Source organism: Streptomyces sp. NPDC044063, assembly GCF_056434285.1.
The window spans coordinates 20,769-36,458 of sequence record NZ_JBWKFM010000025.1 but is presented as its reverse complement, the minus strand read 5'-3'; the positions used below and the strand labels follow the sequence as shown (position 1 = coordinate 36,458).

Here is a 15,690-nt window from a genome sequence, read left to right as displayed (position 1 = left end):
TCACTCGGCCGGCTCCTTCGGCGTGAACTCCTCCGCCACCGGCACCTTCACCCACACCGCCTCCGACGGGGTCCCCGCGGTGTCGACGACGCTGAGCATGTACCAGCCGGGGGGCACCAGCGACGGGTCCTTGGGGACCGTCACCGTGAACGCGTCGCCCTTGACGGTCAGGTCGAGGGCGATCGAGCGCTGCTCGATGTTGGTGACGTGGGTGAACGACCCCGGCCGGATCAGCCGGGCCTTGACGATGCTCTTCGCCCGCTCCGCCCGGTACGTGGTCGACTCGCCCAGCCGTACGGTCCTGGGCGCGGTGTCCTTGACGGTGGGGCGCTCGTCCCGGAAGCCGTAGGGCGGGGTGTAGAGGTCGATCTGCTGCTGGAACGTCCCCGGCTTGGTGTTGTCCTTGTCGCCGAAGAGCGAGTCGGACCCGAAGGTCATCACCCGGCCGTCGGGCAGCAGCAGCGCCCCCGAGTGGTAGTTGCGGCCCACCAGCGGATCGGCGACGGGACGGGTGCTGTTGGTCCTCGGGTCGTACAGCTCGGCCCCGAGGACGTTGGAGTCGCCGCGGCCGCGGTAGTCGCCGGAGCCGTTCGTGGTCAGCACCGTGTCGTCCGGCAGGACGACGCTGCTGGGGTAGCGCACCTTGGCGTAGAGGTCGGGCCCGTCGCGGAAGCGGGGATGGGCGTCGTGGAGGTCGACGATCCGGGTCCGGGCGGTGGACTTGCGGTCCTCGCCGACCCCGCCGCCGCCCAGGACCATGTAGCGCTGCTGCTGCGCGGGCGGCAGCAGCACGGACATCGAGGTCTCCAGGACGTCCGGGTCGCTCATGCCCGGCACCTCGGTGAACTCGTTGGTCTCCAGGTCCCACAGGCCCGGCACGCGTCCTTTGTCCGCCGGGCCGTAGCCGGCGTTGGAGCCGGTGTAGAAGATCCTGCCCTTGTCAGTGAGGAACAGGGCGGGATAGGTGGGGAAGAAGCGCTCCTTGGGGAGGTACGTCCACTTCTTGGCGGCCGGGTCGTAGACCTCGTTCTTGCCGGGGACGACCTGGCCGATCTCGTCCAGTCCGGAGACGGAGAGCACCCTGCCGTCCTGGAGCGTGGTCAGCGTGGGGTACCAGCGGGCCTCCCGCATCGGGTCGACCGTGATGTAGCGCTCGGCCACCGGGTCGAACTCGAAGGCGTCCTTGATGCCCTGGAAGTCCTTCTTGTCGAAGGAGAGCTTGTTGGCGATGCCGTAGGAGTTCCGGGCGTCGGCGCCGGTCAGACCCTCGATGCGGTAGTTGTCGGTGGCCCCCGTCTCGTAGTCGTGGCCCTTGCCGAGCGCCTCGACGTAGACCCGGGCGGTGCTGGCCGTGACCTTGGTCCTGTCGCCCTCGCCGGTCTTGGCGGCGCGGGGGACGAGGACGGCGTCCTTGGACTCGAAGGTCTTGTGGCTGTCCCGGCCGGTGAAGCGGGTGCCCGCCGGGAAGGTCATCGGCTTGTCGGGGTTCTCGTTGTGGACGATCATCAGGCCGCCGGCCTTGGTGACGTCGCCCTCCAGCTTCTCGTAGCGCTGGGTGCCGCCCGCCACCAGGAGCTTGCCGTCGGCGAGCTGGGTGTGCCCGGCGCAGAAGAGGTCCTTGGGGGTGGGGATGTTCTTGTAGGTGTCGGTGCGCGGGTCCCACAGGACCGTGCGGAACGACTTCGCCTTGAAGTTGGCGGCGTTGTTGCCGGAGCCGGCCACGAGCAGCACCTTGCCGGTGTGCAGCAGGGCCGCGTGGATCGTGTTGATCCGGTACTCCTTGGGCACGTCGACGACGTCCCAGTGGCCGTTCCGGGCCTTGTACGACGGCTGATTGATCTTGTAGTCGTGGTACTGGTCGGCGGCGTAGCTCCAGATCGCCGGCCCGTTCATGCCCCCTAGCGCGAGCACGACCGCCGCACCGACCGCCAGCCGGCGGGTGCGACGGCTCGGCTGGAATCTCATGTCAGGGACGCTCCCTCGGGCTCCGCGGCGGGTCGCTTCGCGCGGTGGGTGCTCCACCACCAGGCGGCGATCGGCGCGAGGGTGACGGCCACCGCGAGCGAGGCCCACGTACGCATCGCCACATGGGTGTGGCCGTTGACGAACGAGGCCACGAGCGAGCCGCCGAAGACCAGCAGGAAGAACAGGTGGATGCGGAAGGTGCCGAAGAGGGTGTCGGGGCTCGCCGAGTCGCCCTTCGGGGTCACCACGAACCTGCTCCTGCGGCGCAGCACCGCGTCCGTCAGGGAACGGGCGTAGATCGGTGCGGAGAGCGCGGACATCACCATGCCGGCCAGGCCGCCGGAGCCCTCGGGCTCGTGGGGCGAGACGTTGTGCCGGCGGTTCCAGATGTAGAGGCCGATCTGCAGGGCCGCGGCGTCGCTGTAGAGCATCATCCAGATCTCGGAGTCGATCTGGATGCCGGACGCCCCGAGGCCGAGGAAGAGGGCGCAGCTGAGGGCGCCGAGCATCCAGTTGACGGCGGTCATGGGGTAGTAGATGACCATCAATGTGTAATTCAGGAAGGTGCCCGGGGACAGCGTGAAGGGGCCCTTCCAGTACTGCTTGAGGATCGTCTCGTAGGTGCCCCGGGACCAGCGCAGCTGCTGGGTGAAGAAGTCGGTCCACGCGTTCGGGCCCTCGCCGACGGCGAGGACGTCCGGGGTGTAGACCGAGCGCCACTTCCGGCCCGTGCCGGGATTGCGGTGCCGGTGGAGCTCGAAGCCGGTGGCCATGTCCTCGGTGATCGAGTCGTACAGGCCGCCGATGCCCTTGAGGGCGCTGATGCGGACGGCGTTGTTGGTGCCGACGAACATGGGGGCGCCGTAGCGGTTGCCGGCGCGCTGGATGAGGGCGTGGAAGAGGAACTGCTGGCTCTCCGCGGCCTTGGTCACCGCGGCGTCGTAGTTCCCGTACACCTGGGGTCCAACGACGAAGGCGACATCGGGGTCACGGAAATATCCGAGCATGCGCTCGAGGAAGTTGGGCAGCGGCACGTGGTCCGTGTCCACGGAGGCGAAGAAGTCGTAGTCGTCGCCGTGGGCGTCGAGCCAGGCGTTGTAGTTGCCGTGCTTGGTCTTCGCGCGGTGGGGGCCCTTGGGCTGGTTCCACTTGTCGATGCCCTTGCGGCTGAAGTGGCGCACGCCCAGGCGCCGGCAGACGGCCTTGACCTCCGGATCGTCGCCCTCGTCGAGCAGCCAGACGTGCACGGGCCCCCGGTGGCGCACCCGGACGGCCGCCTCCAGGGTTCTGGTCACCATCCCGATCGGCTCCTTGCCGGGCACGAACGAGGTGAGGAAGGCGACCCGGGTGCCCGTCTCGGGGACGACCGGTATCGGGTCGCGGGCGACCAGGGTGGCGTGGGCGTTGGAGGTGACGTTGAGGGTGCGGAAGAGCTCGATCAGCCCGATCGAGACCAGCATCACCGTGTCCAGGACCCGCATCAGCGGGGTGGCGTGCTCGCGCTGCGTCCAGTGCGCCGGCTGCATCAGCCACACCAGCAGGCCCAGCGACACCACGGGCGCCGCGCCCAGCAGCAGGGCCGCCTGGACGCGGTGCGGTTCGTCGGCCAGCAGGCTGCGGTAGCGGACGCGGTACGGGCCGGGCTCCTCGCCGGGGTCGGTGAGCGGGCCCGCCAGACGGCTGTAGTGCTCGTAGTCGAAGCGGGGCCGCGGCTTCCGATGGTGGGGCGGTGAGAGCCTGGGCGGATCCGGGTGGCGGGGGCGGTCGCCCGCGCCGGCCGGGGCGGGCACGCGCAACCGGGTCGTCACCGATGGGTCGTATGTCTGCTGCCGAGCGTCGGCAGGCGTGGACGTCATGAGTCATCCCCCCGCACGCATGGTGACTGCGTGTATGTGCCAGTGCGTGGCCCCGCGGGCCCCCCTCGGCCGCGCGGGCGCGCCGGTGCCGGCTCCCTCCGGCACCAACCAACTCACTGGTCAGACAGTGACATTGGGTGAAGCTGTGCGTTTCAGGATCTCGGACCGTGCATCATGATCGCAAGGGTGAAACAAGGTGTTTACCGGGCAAAGCGGTACGTCGAACGAAGATGCGTACCAATGTTGCTTAAGTGGTCACATCTGACACGGTCGTGTGTTCGTATCGCAGAGAGAACGACTCAGGGCTCCTCACCAGTGGTGAGGAGCCCTGAGACTCGCGTGCGCCGCCAGGGACTCGAACCCCGGACCCGCTGATTAAGAGTCAGCTGCTCTAACCAACTGAGCTAGCGGCGCCTGCTGACAGAGAAAACTCTACCCGACTCCGAGGGCGTCTTTGACCACCCCGCCTTCGCGGGCCGCGGGAGCCTGTGAAGGCGGGCGATCCGGGGTGTGTCCGATACGCCCCGTAATGGCGTGAATAGTTGCTACGTAGGGTAGCCGGCTCGCGGCGTGCGGTTCCTTTCGGTCATTGAGACGCTGTGCCGGGCGGCCCCCAGGAGGCGAAAATTTTTCCCGGGGAGGCCGCCGGAGGCCGAGGAAAGGCAGTAGGGAGATGCCCGACGACATATCCGGGGAGGGCGCCCGACGCCGGCGGGGCGCCCTGCGGGCCGCGATCCTGGCGGCTCTGGGGGCCGCGGCCATCGCCGGGCCCGGGGCCGCCGCGGGGGCGGTCGCGGTCGCGCGCGCCGCCGGTCCGCCGCGCCCGGCCGCGGGCCAGGGCCGGGACGTCGACGACGCCACCGCCGAGGACGCCGCGGAGTCCGGACCCGCCGGTCAGGGACCCTCCCTGGATCCCGCGGTCGCCTTCGCGCTGCGTCATGTGGGTGACCCCTACGAACTGGGCGGAGCGGGGCCGCGCCGCTGGGACTGCTCGGGGCTCGTCCAGCGGGCCTACGCCCGGGTGGGCGTCCGGCTGCCCCGCCTGGCCGCCGACCAGTACCGGGCCACCCGCCGCGTACCGCGCGCCGCGCTGCGCCGCGGCGACCTCCTCTTCTGGTCGGACGACGGCCGGGCGTCCGGGGTGCATCACGTGGCCATCTACCTGGGCGGCGGGCGCTACGTCGAGGCGGCCCGGCCCGGCACCAGGGTCCGCGTCTCCACGGTGGCGCGCAACGATGCCCGGCTGTACGGCCGTGTCACCCGTCCGGCGGGACGCTGAAGAGTACGGGCGGTCGCGGTCGGTGAGATGACCGCGGCGTGTCAAGGGTGCGAATTTGGCCTGGACATGACGATTGCTCGCCACTAGCCTCCGTATTGGTCTGGACCGCAACCCACTCGACTCTCAGAACCCCCCACGTTCTCGAGGAGTGCCAGCATGCGCAAAAAGATCAGTGCGGCGATCATCGGCATGGGCGTCGCCTGCGTCTCCCTCTTCTCCACCACCAGCGCCTCCGGACACGGCTACACCGACTCCCCCACCAGTCGCCAGGTGTTCTGCGCCAAGGGCACCGTGCGGGACTGCGGCGACATCCAGTGGGAACCCCAGTCCGTCGAGGGGCCCAAGGGCTTCCCGGCCCGCGGCCCCTCCGACGGGACCATCTGCGCGGGCGGCAACAGCCGCTTCGCCGAGCTCGACGACCCGCGCGGCGGGCAGTGGCCGGCCACCGCGGTCACGGCCGGGCAGAGCACGACCTTCCGCTGGAAGCTCACCGCGCGCCACGCGACCACGGACTTCCGCTACTACCTCACCAAGGCCGGGTACGACCCCACCGGACCGCTCACCCGGGCGGACCTGGACACCCGGCCCTTCCTCACCGTGCCCTACGGCGGCCGGGTCCCCGACGCCACCGTCAGCCACCAGGGCACCCTCCCCGCGGGGCGGACCGGCAAGCAGCTGATCGTCGCGGTCTGGACGATCGCGGACACGGGCAACGCGTTCTACGCCTGTTCCGACGTCCAGTTCTGACACCGGGCGTCCGGACATGAGGACGGCCGTGGGGTGACCGGTCGGCGGTCACCCCACGGCGCGCGTCATTCCTCAGGGTCGCGCCGCAGCGCGACGCGGGCCAGGACGCCCGCCACCACCAGCGCGACGACGGCCAGCAGCACGTAGTCCGGCACGGCGTTCCCGGCCCGGGACGCCAGCTCCTCCAGGCGGAACTCCTGGTCCGCGTCCAGGATCCCGGGCAGCCCGGTCGTCCCGTCGTAGGCCAGGAACAGCACACCGATCCCGATGAAGAACAGCCCGGAGACCAGGGACGTGGTGTGCAGCCGCAGCCGGCCCAGCCGCAGCTCCCGGCCGCGCAGCCAGCGCCGGCCGCCCAGCCGGAAGCGGTCCCAGAACAGGGCCAGCACGAACAGCGGCAGCGCCATGCCCAGCGCGTAGACGGCCAGCATCGAGGCGCCGTACAGCGGGTCGCCGTCGATGGCCGTCACGGTCAGCACCGCGCCCAGGATGGGGCCGGCGCAGAATCCGGCCAGCCCGTACACGCAGCCCAGCAGGAACGTCGACGCCGCGGTGCGCGGCGTGAGCCGGCCGGCGGCCGCCCGGGCCTTCCTCGAGGCGAAGCCGAGGCCCAGGATCTGGGCGACGCCCAGGGCGACGACCACCCAGCCGCCGGTGGTGACCAGCAGGTCCCGGTGGCCGTTGAAGAGCCGGCTGGCGGCGGTCGAGGCGGCGCCGAGCGGTACGAGCGTGGTGGCGAGCCCCAGGTAGAAGACGCAGGTCCGGACGAGCAGCCGGCCGGGGCTCGCGAGCGAGTAGGCGAAGAACGCCGGCAGCAGGAGCGCGCTGCACGGGCTGACCAGGGCGAGGACGCCGCCCAGGAAGGCGGCGAGGTAGCCGATGTCGCTCACTTGCCGGACGTGCCCGCCGCGTCCTTCACCGCCTTCGCCTGGGCGATGGCGGCCTCGAACTCCTTCAGCGGCTGGGCGCCGGCCAGCGGCTTGCCGCCGACGAGGAACGAGGGCGTGCTCTTGACGCCGAGGGCGTAGCCCTCCTCCTGGTCCTTCTTGACGGCGTCGGCGGCGGCGGAGCCGCGCAGGTCCTCGCGGAACCGGTCCAGGTCCGTCACGCCCGCCCGGCGGGCGAGGTCGACGAGCTTGTCCTCGGCGAGCGCGGACCCCTTGCGGAGCGTGGCGAAGGCCTCGTGGTGGAACTGTGCGAAGCGGCCCTGACGGCCGGCCGCCCAGGCGGCGCGGGCGGCGCGCTCGGAGTCCTCACCGAAGATCGGGAAGTTTCGGAACTCGATGCGCAGCACGCCCTCGTCCACGTACTTCCGGACCAGCTCGGGCTGGGTCTCGCGGGTGAAGCGGCCGCAGTACGAGCACTGGTAGTCGGCGTACTCGACGAGGACGACGGGCGCGTCCGGCAGGCCGAGGGCGAGCGGGTCGTCCTTCGCGCGGCGGCTGGTGATCCGCTCCAGCTTGTCGTAGGTCTCCTGCTGCGGGTCGAAGGCCGGCCGGGCGCCGGCGGCCGGCTTGTCCTCGCCGGAGCCGCCGGTGCTCTTCGCGATGGCGATGCCGGCGGCCACGACGGCCACGACGAGGGCGACGATCGCGCCGACGGCCGCGAGGCGGCGGGAGGGGGAGGGGCGGCGGGTGCCGCCCGGGCGGCGGTCGGGCGTGGAGGCGCGTGCGGACATGAGAGGAGTGCTCCATGGGTCGTACGGGATCTGGGCATGCCGGGGCACGGCCCGGTGCGCGGGCCGTGGTGGGGCGGTGTCTAGATCCGCAGGACGGGGAGGAGCTCGGCGCAGCCGGCGACGGGGACCGGCGGTGCCCGTGGGGCGCCGGGGCGGGGGGCCTCGGCCCGGGGGAGCGTCACGCGGGCGGTGCCGGGAGCGGTGACGGGGTCCGGGTGGGCGACCGTGACGCCCGGTTCGGCGCCCTTGAACGGGGTGTCCTGCTGGCGGCAGGTGCCGCCGGTGCCACTGGTGTCGACGGCCTCGACCCGGGGCCGGTCGGCCGCGCGGGTGTCACCGGCCGCCGGGGCGGGGGTACGGGTGGCGGCGACCGCCGGCGTGCCCGCCGCCGTGGGGACGGAGGGCGCGACCCCGAGGAGCGCGGGGGCGAGGACGGCGGCGAGGAGGAGCAGGAGCACGGCCACCGCCGGACGGCGTCGCTGTGGCACGGGTCACTCACCCCTTCCCGTCGTTCCCGTCGTTCCGTTCGCTTCCGCGGTCGTACGGCGTCCGCTCTCGTCGAGGGGCCGTACGACGAAGGCCCTCACCGATCGGTGAGGGCCTTCGACTGTCTGTGCGCCGCCAGGGACTCGAACCCCGGACCCGCTGATTAAGAGTCAGCTGCTCTAACCAACTGAGCTAGCGGCGCCTGCTGACAGAGAAAACTCTACCTGATGTCCGGGGGTGCTCCGAACCACCGGTCACAGCAGTCCCTGGGATCACGCTCTGTCGCCGTCGGCTACAGGGTGCCCGGGGCTGTCCACAGGGTGGCGGCTGTCTACAGAGTGGCGGCTTCCTACAGAGTGAGCGAGAGCAGCATGGGCGCGGCGTGCCGGTTCAGGGTGTCGGCCGCCTGCCGCAGCCGGTGGGCGTGCTCCAGGGGCAGCGACAGGGCCAGCGAGCCCACCGAGCGTCCCGCGGTGATCGGGACGGCCGCGCAGACGGTGCCCACCGCGTACTCCTGGAGGTCCAGCACCGGGACGGTCGCGGGCTGGGCGGCCAGCCGGCTGAAGAGGACCTTCTCGCTGGTGATCGTCCGGGAGGTGAGGCGGGCGATGCGGTGCCGGGAGAGGTGGTCGCGCCGGTCGTCCTGGTCGAGCTGGGTCAGCAGACACTTGCCGATCGCCGTGGCGTGCCCGGCGGAGCGGAAGTCGACCCATTCGTTGACCTTGGGGGTGCGCGGCCCGTCGGCGTACTGCGTGACGCGGATCTCGCCGTCGACGTAGCTGCTGAGATAGACGGCGGCGCCGATGGTGTCGCGCAGCGCGCTCAGGGAGCGCTGGAGCTTCTCGGCCAGTGCCTTCTTGCGGTCGCCGCCGGAGCCCAGCAGGACGAGGGCGTCGCCCGTGACGTAGGCGCCGTCGCCGGTGCGCTCGACGTACTCCTCACGGCGGAGCATCAGCAGGAGGTGGGCGAGGTGGCCCGCGGGGAGCCCGGTCTCGCGGGCGAGCTGGGCCTCGCTCACGCCGCCGGTGTACTTGGTGACCGTCTCCAGCACGCGCAGGGCGTACTGCACCGAGTGGAACGGTGCGGTCGGCTCGGGCCTGAGCGCCACGGTCTCCCCCTAGCGATGTTCCTGTGGGTGTACCGCTCCCCACGATACGGGTGAAACCCGCCGCCGGGAGAGGGTGTTGAACAGAACGGCGGGAGGGTTCGTACCTCTGTTCTGGGCCTCACGGTCTTGGCATATGCCTCCGTCGTGGGACGCGGCGGTGGGGGTGGTGGCGGGGGTGCGCCGGGCGGGACGCGAGGGGTGTCCGGTGGTCCGGCGCGGAATAATCGGAGAGGGTCTCCGGTTGTCGTCCGCGATCCGGATCGACCGATCGGGTGCGACACAGGGAGGCGGGCCACCGTGGCCGACGTACGGGACGACGACACCATCCGGGCGAAGCCCCTCGGCAGCGCCCCCGTGGCCCTGTCGGTGCTCGACCTCGCGACCGTGGGCACCGGGCGCACCGCCCGGCAGGCGCTCGGCACCACGGTCGAGCTCGCCCGCCTGGCCGAGCGCCGCGGGTACCACCGCTTCTGGGTCGCCGAGCACCACTCCATGCCCGGTGTCGCCAGCTCGGCGCCGGCCGTGATCCTCGCCCACCTCGCGGCGCACACCGAGCGCATCCGGCTGGGCTCCGGCGGGGTGATGCTGCCCAACCACGCCCCGCTGGTGATCGCCGAGCAGTTCGGCACGCTGGAGGCCCTCGCCCCGGGCCGCGTCGACCTGGGCCTCGGCCGGGCGCCCGGCACGGACGGCGCGACCGCCGCCGCGCTGCGCCGCCAGGACCGCCTGCCGCAGGGCGCCGACGACTTCCCCGAGCAGCTCTCCGAGCTGACCCGCTTCCTGGACGACGATTTCCCCGAGGGCCACCCCTACGCCCGTATCCACGCCGTCCCCGGGCCGGTCCAGGGCCGGGTGCCCGGCGGGGTGCAGCGCGCGGACCGGCCCTCGATCTGGCTGCTGGGCTCCTCGGGGTTCAGCGCGCGGCTCGCCGGGCTGCTCGGTCTGCCGTTCTCCTTCGCCCACCACTTCTCGGCGGCCAACACCCTCCCCGCCCTGGAGCTGTACCGCCAGTCCTTCCGGCCGTCCGCCGTCCTGGACCGCCCGTACGCCAAGATCGGCGTCCAGGCGTTCGCCGCGGACGACGCCAAGGAGGCCCGCCGCCAGGTGCTCACGGGCGCGCTCGCCATGCTCCGGCTGCGGACCGGCCGGCCCGGGCTGGTGCCCTCGCCGGAGGAGGCCGAGGCCCACGCCTTCGGCCTCCACGAGCAGGAGTTCGTCGCCGACTGGCTGGGCAACGTGGTCTTCGGGACGCCGGACGAGGTGCGCGAGGGGCTGACGGCGCTGGCCCGGTCGACCGGCGTGGACGAGCTGATGATCACGTCCAACGCCCATGGCCCGGAGGCGCGGCTGCGCAGCTACGACCTGATAGCCGACGCGTTCGGGCTGCCGGACGCGTAGCGGGGCCGGCGGGGGTGCCCCGCCGTGCCGGGCGGGCCGCACGGGGGTCGGGCCGTCCGGCGCGGCGCGGTGCCGGCGGGACGCGCGGGCCGTCAGGGGCGTAGGTGTGCCGTCAGGGGCGTACGCCCGTGCTCAGCAGGGCGTCGATGCGTTCCGCCGGCACGGGCCGGGAGTAGAACCAGCCCTGGCCCGTGTCGCACCCGATCCTCCCCAGCCGCTCGGCCTGCTCGGCGCTCTCCACGCACTCCGCCGTCACCGTCAGCCCCAGGCGGTGGGCGAGCTGGACGAGCGCCTCCACGATCGTCTCGTCGGCGGGGTTGGGGTGTTCCTGGGTGCGGAAGCCGTGGACGAAGGAGCCGTCGAGTTTGAGGGTGGATACGGGGAGGCGGCTGAGGTAGGCGAGGTTGGAGTAGCCGGTGCCGAAGTCGTCGATGGCGATGGCGACGCCCATGTCGCTCAGATCCTGGAGCTGTTGCAGCGGCCGGCCCGCCGAGCCCATCACCGCCGACTCGGTGAGCTCCAGTTGCAGCAGCCGCGGCGGCAGCCCGGTCTCCGCGAGGATCGCCGCCACGTCCGCCACGAGGTCGGAGTCCCACACCTGACGGACCGCCACGTTCACGCTCACCAGGATCGGGTCGGCGGGATGGTCCAGCTGCCAGCGCCGCGCCTGGCGGCAGGCGGTCGCCAGCACCCAGCGGCCGAGCGGCACGATGGCGCCCGTCTCCTCGGCGAGTCCGATGAATCGGTTCGGTCCCAGCGTCCCGAACTGCGGGTGGTGCCAGCGCACCAGCGCCTCCACGCCCCGTACGACGCCGTCGTCCAGCCCCACCAGCGGCTGGTACTGCAGCGCGAACTCCTCCCGCTCGACCGCCGGGCGCAGGGTGCTGGACAGGGCCTGCCGGGTCACCCGGTGGGCGTTGCGCTCGGGGTCGAAGAGCGTCCAGCGGGCCTTGCCGTCCGCCTTCGCCCAGTAGAGCGTGGTGTCCGCGGCCTGCATCAGCTCGGTGGCGTGGGTCCCGGCCACCGGGCGCTCGACCACCCCGATGCTGGCCGAGACCGCCAGCCGCTGCCCCGCCACCTCGAACGGCGGGGCGAGCCCGGCCTGGACGGCCGCCGCCAGGTCGACCAACTGCTGGGTGCCCGCCGACTCCTCGACCAGCAGCGCGAACTCGTCGCCGCCGAGCCGCGCCACCAGATGGCCGCCGGGGGCCGCGCACTCGGTCAGCCGCCGGGCCACCGCGACCAGCAGCCGGTCGCCGGCCCGGTGGCCCAGGGTGTCGTTGATGGCCTTGAAGCCGTCCAGATCGAGGTAGCAGAGCCCGATCCGGCCGCCGCGCCCGGTGCGCGGATCGGCGGCCGCGGCCAGCGCGCCGGCCAGCCGCTCGAAGAACAGGCTGCGGTTGGGCAGCCTGGTCACCGGGTCGTGCATCCGCAGATGACGCAGCCGGGCCCGCAGGTCGCGCCGGTCGGAGACGTCGGCCACCGACAGCAGCGCGTCGGGCGTCTCGGGCAGCGGGGTGACGGTCACCTCCGCCCACAGCCCCTGCCCGCCCGGCTGCCGGAGTCTGCGGGTGCAGTGCAGCCGCGCGCGGCGGCCCAGCAGGACCTCCCGGTACGCGCTCCAGGTGCGGGAGTCCTCGCGCAGCCCGGTGAGCTCGGCGGCGGGGGAGTCCTGGAGCCGGGCGGGGTCGGTGCCCAGGAGCGCGCCGAGGGCGTCATTGGCGGTGCGTACGAGGCCGTCGCGGCCGACGACGGCCATACCGAGGTGCGCGGCACGGAAGGCAGCGCGGAATTCATTCGAAGTGACGTGACGTTGCGTGACGACTGGCGGCGTCGTACCGGGCGTGCCGCCCTGGCCGTCGAGTGTTCCGCTCAACGTTCGCTCCCGCGTGGCATTCGTTCCGCACGGCTCCCGTGCGGGTCTTCATGAGTCTCGTACGCGTGGTGGAAAAGGCGGCAAATGGCCGTCTGTAGGGGGATTTCCGTGCTGGAAGTGTGGCGAGCATAGAGCCCGCGCAGGGACCGTTCCAGCGGCCCTGCCGCGAGGAGGAGAGCCGCAGGCGGGGGTCCGACCATTTCTGCGCGTCCATGCACATCCGTGTGCGATCACGTCTGAGGCTGCATGGTTGCGTCTTCTCGATTGACCATCCGTGACCGAGTGTGATGTACCCAGAAGTCGGCTTAGTCACTCGACTGGGGTAGTGAAACGGGGCATAACACCGCAAATAACAAGAGGGTGGATGAGGTCTCCCGATTCCGTCCCCGGAGGTCGACGTGGTGCGTCCGCTGACACCCATGGGAGTGGACCGGCCGCGGCCCCGCCGCGCCGAACGGTCCCGGCTGCGCCGCGCGGGCGCCCTGTTCACGAGCCTGTGCGCGATCGCCACCAGCCTGGCCGCCGCCCCGGCGCACGCGACCGGGCCCGGCGGTCCCTGCGCCCTGCCGCGCAGCCAGGCCCACCACTCCGAGGGCCTCGACTCCTGGAACCCGGACTATCCACGTCCCGTCGGCCGGCTCGACGCCCTGATGGTCTTCCTGTCGTTCCCGGACTCCCGGCCCACGGTCACCCCCGACCGCCTCGCCGCCGACCACTTCCCCGCCACCTCCCGCTTCTTCGAGCGGGCCTCGTACGGGCGGTTCTCGCTGCGCGTCCACCCCATGAAGCGCTGGTTCCGGATGCCCCGGCCCTCCGGCGACTACCACATACAGCGCGACTGGGACGGCGAGCAGCGCTCCGCCTACCTGCGGGACGCCATCGCCACCGTGGACCCCCATGTGGACTTCCGGCGCTACAGCCTGGTCTACCTCGTCGCCGACCCCGACGCCCCGGGCGTCGACTCCGACGCCACCAAGGTCGTCAACCTCGAGGAGCCCCTCTCCGTCGACGGCACGGAGCTGCGCCGCGTCGTCACGGTCTTCGAGCACCACCCGCCGGACCGCAACGTCCTCGCCCACGAGACCGGGCACGTACTGGACCTGCCCGACCTCTACCACCGGCCGACCGACGGCAAGGGCGACTGGGACACCCACGTCGGGGACTGGGACCTCATGGGCAGCCAGTTCGGGCTCGCCTCGGACCCCTTCGCCTGGCACAAGTGGAAGCTGGGCTGGCTCGCCGCCCGCCACGTCGCCTGCGTCAGCCGCTCCGGCACCTCGGCGCACACCCTCCAGCCACTGGAGGCCCCGATGCGGCCGGGCGGGGACGGGCGCACCCGCATGGTGGTGACCAGGACGGGCGCGTCCAGCGCGATCGTCGTCGAGGCCCGGGGCGCCGCCGGCAACGACGCCGCCACCTGTACGGAAGGCGTGCTGGTCTACCGGGTGCGCAGCGACACCGCCTCGGGCGGCGGGCCGGTCCAGGTGCTGGACGGGCATCCGGGCACCCACGCCTGCTGGGGGGAGTCCGTCTACCCACCGCTGGCGGACGCGCCCCTGGTGACGGGGGAGTCGCTGACCGCGGACGGGGTGCGGGTGGACGTACGGGGCCACACGGTGGACGGCGAGTGGAAGGTGCGGGTGACCCGGCGGTGAGCCGGCATACGACGAAGGCCCTCACCGAACGGTGAGGGCCTTCGTCTGTCTGTGCGCCGCCAGGGACTCGAACCCCGGACCCGCTGATTAAGAGTCAGCTGCTCTAACCAACTGAGCTAGCGGCGCCTGCTGACGTGGAAGACTTTAGCACCCCGGTCCGGTGGAAAGAAAATCCGTATGTTTCAGCCCTCCGTGGAGGTGGGTACAGAGCCTGTCCTGGCGGCCCGTACGCAGGCCCAGAGCAGGACGTCCGCCCCCGGGAGCCAGGGCCGCCGGGTGTCCGGGACGGCCAGCCAGCGGCTGGCCGGCGGCGTGGGCTCCAGCCCCTCGGGCGGCGGGCAGAGCGGCGGGACGGTCACCGCGTCGCCCGTGCCGTAGAAGAGCAGCGGGGGCGGGGTCGCGCGGCCCTCGCCGCCCCACTCCTCCCAGGCCAGCAGCGCGGGGAGCCGCTGGGCCGTGCCGGGGGCCGCGAAGAGCAGGATCCGGCCGCGCTGCACGGCCACCGGGCCCGTGCCGGGCCCGGTCGGCGACCACAGGCGGTCGAGCATCCGGCGGCCGAACAGCGCCGGGGTGTCGATCACGTCGAACGCCGTGCCGCACGGCAGGATGACCGCGGCCAGCGGGTTGCCGGCCCACAGGGCGTGCACGCTGCGCGGGAAGCGGCTGGCGGAGGCGAGCCAGTCGGCCCCGGCGAGCGGGACGTACGGGGCGACGGGCCGGTGGCGGACGGGGCGCGGGTCGTTCGGCCGGGAGGTCATGGCCCCATCGTCGGTGGGCCGGCGGGGTGCGTCCGGGGTGATTCGGGGAAACCGGGACGGGGCGGCGGGCGGTGCGCTACCGTGTCCGCCGCATATGCCAACGGCCCATGATCCTGGATCATGGGCCGGGCCGGGTCAGTCGCGGGCGACGCTGCCGCGCAGCAGGTCACGGCCGAACTCGACCATCTTCTTCGTGTAGTCCTCGCTCCATTCGGCGCGCTCGGCGATGACCGCCGTCGGCAGTCTGTCGAAACGCCGGGGATCGGCGAGCTGAGCCGCCGCCACCGCCTGGTACTCCGTCGCCCGGTCCGCTGCCGCGCGGAAGGCCAGGGCCAGCTCCGTGGAGCGGGCCAGCAGCTCGCGCGGGTCCTCGATCGATTCGAGGTCGAAGAAATGCTCGGGATCGGCGACGGCCTCGGGTGGCTCGAAGAGCAGCTGCGCGGGCTTCAGGCGGCGCGGAGCACTGTCCCGCGCGCCGGGAGCCTGCTTCGGCTCGCACATGTACATACCTCCAGAATCGTCTGCACCGTCATCCATTGTCCTGCGGCGCGCAAGTACGCCCCTACCGGTGCGGGCCCGGAACCGCCCGGGGCGGCCCGGCGGGGGCGGGGCGCCGCCGGGCGCTGGGGAGGGCCGTCCGGAGTGCGGGGGCATGGGTCAGGGCCGCCAGGCGATGCGGTGTTCCGCCAGGTGGGCCAGGACCGCGTGGTTGGCCTCCCAGCCGTCCGGGCTGTTTTCGATGGCCGCCTCCGGCGGCGTGCCGGGCTCCGCCCGGCGGGGGCGGGGTGCCGCCGGGCGCTGGGGAGGGCCGTCCGGAGTGCGGGGGCATGGGTCAGGGCCGCCAGGCGATGCGGTGTTCCGCCAGGTGGGCCAGGACCGCGTGG

General features: G+C 72.4%; 14 protein-coding genes and 3 tRNA genes. 4 read left to right on the top strand and 13 right to left on the bottom strand.

Annotated elements, in window-relative coordinates; genetic code table 11:
* The 3 genes from glxA to AC07BS_RS26480 form a co-directional block, all read right to left on the bottom strand.
* Window positions 1–1,965: a radical copper oxidase GlxA gene (gene glxA / locus AC07BS_RS26490; protein ID WP_478934699.1), complete on the bottom strand. Its 1,965-nt coding sequence runs from the start codon at window positions 1,963–1,965 to the stop codon at window positions 1–3.
* A complete protein-coding gene (locus tag AC07BS_RS26485) occupies window positions 1,962–3,821 on the bottom strand; it encodes a glycosyltransferase family 2 protein (protein WP_478641859.1) in 1,860 nt (619 codons plus the stop codon). Before AC07BS_RS26485 ends, glxA begins: the two co-directional genes overlap by 4 nt.
* A gap of 340 nt (window positions 3,822–4,161) precedes the next feature.
* A tRNA-Lys gene (locus tag AC07BS_RS26480) sits at window positions 4,162–4,235 on the bottom strand.
* Between the two features lie 259 nt (window positions 4,236–4,494).
* On the opposite strand from AC07BS_RS26480, the gene AC07BS_RS26475 reads away from it, so the two are divergent.
* Together AC07BS_RS26475 and AC07BS_RS26470 are read left to right on the top strand one after the other, a co-directional pair.
* Window positions 4,495–5,100 carry a C40 family peptidase gene (locus AC07BS_RS26475; protein ID WP_478934698.1) on the top strand — a complete coding sequence of 202 codons (606 nt, stop codon included), beginning with the start codon at window positions 4,495–4,497 and terminating at the stop codon, window positions 5,098–5,100.
* Between the two features lie 156 nt (window positions 5,101–5,256).
* Window positions 5,257–5,847, top strand: coding sequence for a lytic polysaccharide monooxygenase auxiliary activity family 9 protein (locus tag AC07BS_RS26470; RefSeq protein WP_478934697.1), 591 nt, complete (start codon window positions 5,257–5,259; stop codon window positions 5,845–5,847).
* A gap of 65 nt (window positions 5,848–5,912) precedes the next feature.
* On the opposite strand, the gene AC07BS_RS26465 is transcribed toward AC07BS_RS26470, so the two are convergent.
* The 5 genes from AC07BS_RS26465 to AC07BS_RS26445 all read right to left on the bottom strand — a co-directional run bounded on the left by AC07BS_RS26465 (window position 5,913) and on the right by AC07BS_RS26445 (window position 9,119).
* Complete coding sequence (locus tag AC07BS_RS26465; protein ID WP_478934696.1) at window positions 5,913–6,737, bottom strand: cytochrome c biogenesis CcdA family protein; 825 nt, start codon at window positions 6,735–6,737, stop codon at window positions 5,913–5,915.
* Complete coding sequence (locus AC07BS_RS26460) at window positions 6,734–7,525, bottom strand: DsbA family protein (RefSeq protein WP_478934695.1); 792 nt, start codon at window positions 7,523–7,525, stop codon at window positions 6,734–6,736. Before AC07BS_RS26460 ends, AC07BS_RS26465 begins: the two co-directional genes overlap by 4 nt.
* Window positions 7,526–7,605: 80 nt before the next feature.
* Window positions 7,606–8,013: a hypothetical protein gene (locus AC07BS_RS26455; protein ID WP_478641846.1), complete on the bottom strand. Its 408-nt coding sequence runs from the start codon at window positions 8,011–8,013 to the stop codon at window positions 7,606–7,608.
* A 126-nt stretch (window positions 8,014–8,139) separates the two neighbouring features.
* Window positions 8,140–8,213, bottom strand: a tRNA-Lys gene (locus tag AC07BS_RS26450).
* Window positions 8,214–8,360: 147 nt separating this feature from the next.
* Window positions 8,361–9,119, bottom strand: coding sequence for an IclR family transcriptional regulator (locus AC07BS_RS26445; protein ID WP_478641842.1), 759 nt, complete (start codon window positions 9,117–9,119; stop codon window positions 8,361–8,363).
* Window positions 9,120–9,416: 297 nt separating this feature from the next.
* Between AC07BS_RS26445 and AC07BS_RS26440 the strand changes: the two genes are divergently transcribed.
* Entirely contained in the window at window positions 9,417–10,517 is a 1,101-nt protein-coding gene (locus AC07BS_RS26440) for an LLM class flavin-dependent oxidoreductase (RefSeq protein WP_478934694.1), read from the top strand.
* A 112-nt stretch (window positions 10,518–10,629) separates the two neighbouring features.
* Here the strand turns inward: AC07BS_RS26440 and AC07BS_RS26435 are convergent, their stop codons facing one another.
* The gene (locus tag AC07BS_RS26435) at window positions 10,630–12,393 is read right to left on the bottom strand and encodes a putative bifunctional diguanylate cyclase/phosphodiesterase (RefSeq protein ID WP_478934693.1); all 1,764 of its coding nucleotides are present in this window, start codon (window positions 12,391–12,393) and stop codon (window positions 10,630–10,632) included.
* A 419-nt stretch (window positions 12,394–12,812) separates the two neighbouring features.
* Between AC07BS_RS26435 and AC07BS_RS26430 the strand changes: the two genes are divergently transcribed.
* Window positions 12,813–14,048, top strand: a complete 1,236-nt coding sequence (locus AC07BS_RS26430; protein WP_478934692.1) for a M6 family metalloprotease domain-containing protein — start codon at window positions 12,813–12,815, stop codon at window positions 14,046–14,048.
* A 52-nt stretch (window positions 14,049–14,100) separates the two neighbouring features.
* Here AC07BS_RS26430 and AC07BS_RS26425 read toward each other — a convergent pair.
* From AC07BS_RS26425 to AC07BS_RS26410, 4 genes are all read right to left on the bottom strand, one after another.
* Window positions 14,101–14,174: transfer RNA gene (locus tag AC07BS_RS26425), tRNA-Lys, on the bottom strand.
* Window positions 14,175–14,230: 56 nt separating this feature from the next.
* Window positions 14,231–14,806: a bifunctional DNA primase/polymerase gene (locus AC07BS_RS26420; RefSeq protein WP_478934691.1), complete on the bottom strand. Its 576-nt coding sequence runs from the start codon at window positions 14,804–14,806 to the stop codon at window positions 14,231–14,233.
* Window positions 14,807–14,941: 135 nt separating this feature from the next.
* Complete coding sequence (locus tag AC07BS_RS26415; RefSeq protein ID WP_478641829.1) at window positions 14,942–15,307, bottom strand: hypothetical protein; 366 nt, start codon at window positions 15,305–15,307, stop codon at window positions 14,942–14,944.
* Window positions 15,308–15,463: 156 nt separating this feature from the next.
* A partial coding sequence (locus AC07BS_RS26410) for a hypothetical protein (RefSeq protein WP_478934690.1) occupies window positions 15,464–15,690 on the bottom strand: 227 nt, incomplete at its 5' end.